Source organism: Acidovorax sp. KNOB132 (assembly GCF_057541515.1).
Genome location: NZ_BAAJYT010000340.1, coordinates 1 through 3190 on the forward strand (window position 1 = coordinate 1; position 3190 = coordinate 3190).

At 67.7% G+C, this 3190-nt stretch carries 3 protein-coding genes and 1 pseudogene; 2 read left to right on the forward strand and 2 right to left on the reverse strand.

Annotated features, from left to right (window positions below):
* Window positions 1-59: 59 nt before the first annotated feature.
* Window positions 60-1518, forward strand: a pseudogene (locus tag AC27IO_RS22115) (sensor histidine kinase).
* A 40-nt stretch (window positions 1519-1558) separates the two neighbouring features.
* On the opposite strand, the gene AC27IO_RS22120 reads toward AC27IO_RS22115, so the two are convergent.
* Window positions 1559-1906: a DUF4148 domain-containing protein gene (locus tag AC27IO_RS22120; protein ID WP_498740779.1), complete on the reverse strand. Its 348-nt coding sequence runs from the start codon at window positions 1904-1906 to the stop codon at window positions 1559-1561.
* Window positions 1907-2136: 230 nt separating this feature from the next.
* A complete protein-coding gene (locus AC27IO_RS22125; protein ID WP_272566610.1) occupies window positions 2137-2475 on the reverse strand; it encodes a DUF4148 domain-containing protein in 339 nt (112 codons plus the stop codon).
* Between the two features lie 257 nt (window positions 2476-2732).
* On the opposite strand from AC27IO_RS22125, the gene AC27IO_RS22130 reads away from it, so the two are divergent.
* Window positions 2733-2996, forward strand: a complete 264-nt coding sequence (locus tag AC27IO_RS22130) for a hypothetical protein (RefSeq protein WP_498740781.1) — start codon at window positions 2733-2735, stop codon at window positions 2994-2996.
* Window positions 2997-3190 lie beyond the last annotated feature (194 nt).

The window sequence follows — 3190 nt, forward strand, 5'->3', positions numbered from 1 at the left end:
CCTAGTGATGATTGCGCTGACGGCCCTTTTGGCTTGAACCCCTCCACCGGCGTCCTGTCTTGAAGATCTTCCAGCGCGAGCAGCGCTCCCTCTTCGGCGAGATCCTGGACTGGATGCTCACGCCGCTCCTGCTGCTGTGGCCCGTGAGCCTGGCGCTCACCTGGCTGGTGGCGCAGGGCCTGGCCAACAAGCCCTTCGACCGCGCGCTGGAGTACAACGCCCACGCCCTGGCCCAACTGGTCACGGTGCAGGGCGGCAAGGCGCAGTTCAACCTGCCGCAGCCGGCCAGCGAAATCCTGCGTGCCGACGAATCCGACATCGTTTACTACCAGGTGGTCTCGCCCACGGGCGAGTTCCTCTCGGGCGAGCGCGACCTGCCGCGCCCGCCGCCGCCCGAGGACGAGCGTCCGCTCTCGGGCGAGGTGCGCCTGCGCGATGCCGAACTGCGCGGCATCGAGATCCGCGTGGCGTCCATCTGGGTGCGGGTGCCGCTGCCGGGCGCGCCGGCCGCGCTGGTGCAGGTGGCCGAGACGCGCGAAAAAGCGCAGCGTGCTGGCCACGGAAATCATCAAGGGCGTGATGCTGCCGCAGTTCGTGATCCTGCCGCTGGCCGTGCTGCTGGTGTGGCTGGCCCTGGCGCGCGGCATCCAGCCCTTGAGCCTGCTGGAGGAGCGCATCCGCGCCCGCAAGCCCGACGACCTTTCGCCGCTCGACCACAAGGCGGTGCCGCTGGAGGTGGCGCCATTGGTGGACTCGGTGAACGATCTGCTGGGCCGGCTCAGCGACTCACTGGCCACGCAAAAGCGCTTTCTGGCCGATGCGGCGCACCAGCTCAAGACGCCATTGGCCGGGCTGCGCATGCAGGCCGACCTGGCGCAGCGCGAAGGCACCAGCACCGAAGAGTTGAAGCGATCGCTGCAGCAGATCGGCCGCTCCAGCATCCGCGCCACGCACACGGTGAACCAGCTGCTGGCCCTGGCCCGCGCGGAAGGCAGTGGAACGGCCCTGGCGCGGCAACCGGTGGACCTGGCCCGGCTGGTGATCGAGGTGGTGCGCGACTGCGTGCCGCGCGCCCTGGAAAAGCACATCGACCTGGGGTACGAGGGCGCCGAGCCCGGTGCGCCCGGCGTGTGGATGGAGGGCAATCCCACGCTGCTCAAGGAGCTGGCGCGCAACCTGCTGGACAACGCGATCAACTACACGCCCTCGGGGCCCGGGGCGCCGGGGATCATCACCGCGCGGGTGCTGGCCGACACCTTCGGCCACGTGCTGCTGCTGCAGGTCGAAGATTCGGGCCCCGGCGTGCCGCTGGCCGAGCGCGAACTGGTGTTCCGCCCCTTCTATCGCGTGCTGGGCAACGACGCGGACGGCTCGGGCCTGGGCCTGCCGATCGTGCTGGAGATCGCGCGCCAGCACAGCGCCACCGTGCAGCTGGAAGACGCGCACCCCGGCCAGGTGCCGCCGGGCGCCCGGTTCAGCGTGCAGTTTCCCGCCCATCCGCCGCTGCCGCCGCCCTGACCGGCCGCGCGCCGTGGCGTGCCGGTGGCGCAACGCCTGCTCAGTGGCTGCTCTCGCTGGCTTCGGCACCAGCCACCGGCTGGGCGCCCTGGGCCCGGCGCAGTTCGGCCTGGAAGGCGCTGCCGCTGCGCAGGCGCTGGTATTCGGCCAGGCGCTGCGGGCTGGCTTCGTCCACCGCTTCGGAGCGGTCGCCCTCGTTGGCCTGGCCCAGCCCGGCGCGCTGCCACAGGCGGGTGTCGGCCTCCACGGCGGCGCGCGTGAGCGTGCTGCGGGTGGCCACGGGCTCGTCGCCGAAGCGGTCTTCCTGCGATGGCGCGGCGTGGGCGGCGGACACGGTGGCGCCGGCGAAGGCGATGGTGGCAATGGCGATCAGGTGCTGGGTGTTCATGGTGTGCGTTCCTTGGGCTTCAAAACAGGGGTGACAAAGGGCAGTGCGGGGTGCCTGCCTGACTGCCAGTTTCGGTGTTTCGCCGGGCCGGGTATGTGCGTAAACGCACAACGGGAACGCATTGGTCCAGGGCGGGATGAAAAGCGCCGCCCATGAAAAAAGCCCCGGTGCTTCTCGCACGGGGGCTCGGGGGTGTGGCGCGCCGTGGGCGCGCCGGGATGCGCGGGGCATCAGTTCATCGTGGTGCTGGAGGCCATGCCGGCGACGTTGTGGCCGCCGCCGACGCGCTGGACTTCGGCCAGGTACTCGGGGCCGCTGCGCTCGCGCTGGTACTGGGCCAGGCGCATCTGGTAGGCGGGATCGGCATCGGGCGTGCGGTCGGCGGCTTCGAACTGGTTCAGGCCGGCGCGGTTCCACAGGTTCAGGTCGGCCACGACTTCAGCGCGGGTCAGCGGCTGGCCCTGCTCGACGGGCTGGGCACCGAACTGGTCTTCCTGCGACACGGGGGCGGCGGAGGCGGCACCGGCAAAGGCGATGGCGGCAATGGCGATGAGGTGTTTGCGGTTCATGGTAGTGATTCCTTCCTTGGGATCGATTCAACTGGACTGCAGCGCCGGATTGCGTCTGCATGGAAGCCAGTTTGCGCCGCCGGACCCGCCAGGTCTGTGCGAAAACGCACAGTTTTGTGTAGGTCTGTCGCCTACCGGCCCGTGCGCCCAGGGCCGCCGCCGCGTCCGACAGGGCCGCGCTTCCGAGGGGAAAATGCCGCACTGCAACATCGCGTTACGCGGGTGGCCGGATCGGGAATTGCGCGCCGAAAAACGTCTTGAAACGCCTGCGAGCGCGGCGAGGTGGCACGCCCGGACAAAAGGCGCAAAAAGGCGGCTCTCAAACAGACTCGGCGCTCTCAGGCGCGCATGCGCCCAGCACGCCCGCCCCTCGTCCTTGGGACAAAATGTCCAGTGATGTGCACCACTGGTTTGCGATGCCAACTGCAACAATCGAAGTGGAATTCGGCAATGGTTTAAAAATAAAACTGCTGATTTGGCACTTTGAGGTCATGCACCTCACGATCAATATCTTCAAATAACAGCCAGGAAATAATCAGAGATGGATTGGTTCCCTATCGTCTTCAATTGCGTTCAAGGTCATCGTGCTCGGAACAGGCATGTTTTTAGCCATCAAGTGGCACCACGATCAAGGCAAGAAGAAGAAGAAAAAATAATGCCGGCCGGTTGAGGACACCACCAACGCACCCTTGACGCCTCCCGGTGGGTCCAACGG

Excerpts from the sequence above, each read along its gene's own strand:
- AC27IO_RS22120 (WP_498740779.1), bottom strand. The coding sequence starts at position 1,906 with ATGAACACCCAGCACCTGATCGCCATTGCCACCATCGCCTTCGCCGGC.
- AC27IO_RS22125 (WP_272566610.1), bottom strand. The coding sequence starts at position 2,475 with ATGAACCGCAAACACCTCATCGCCATTGCCGCCATCGCCTTTGCCGGT.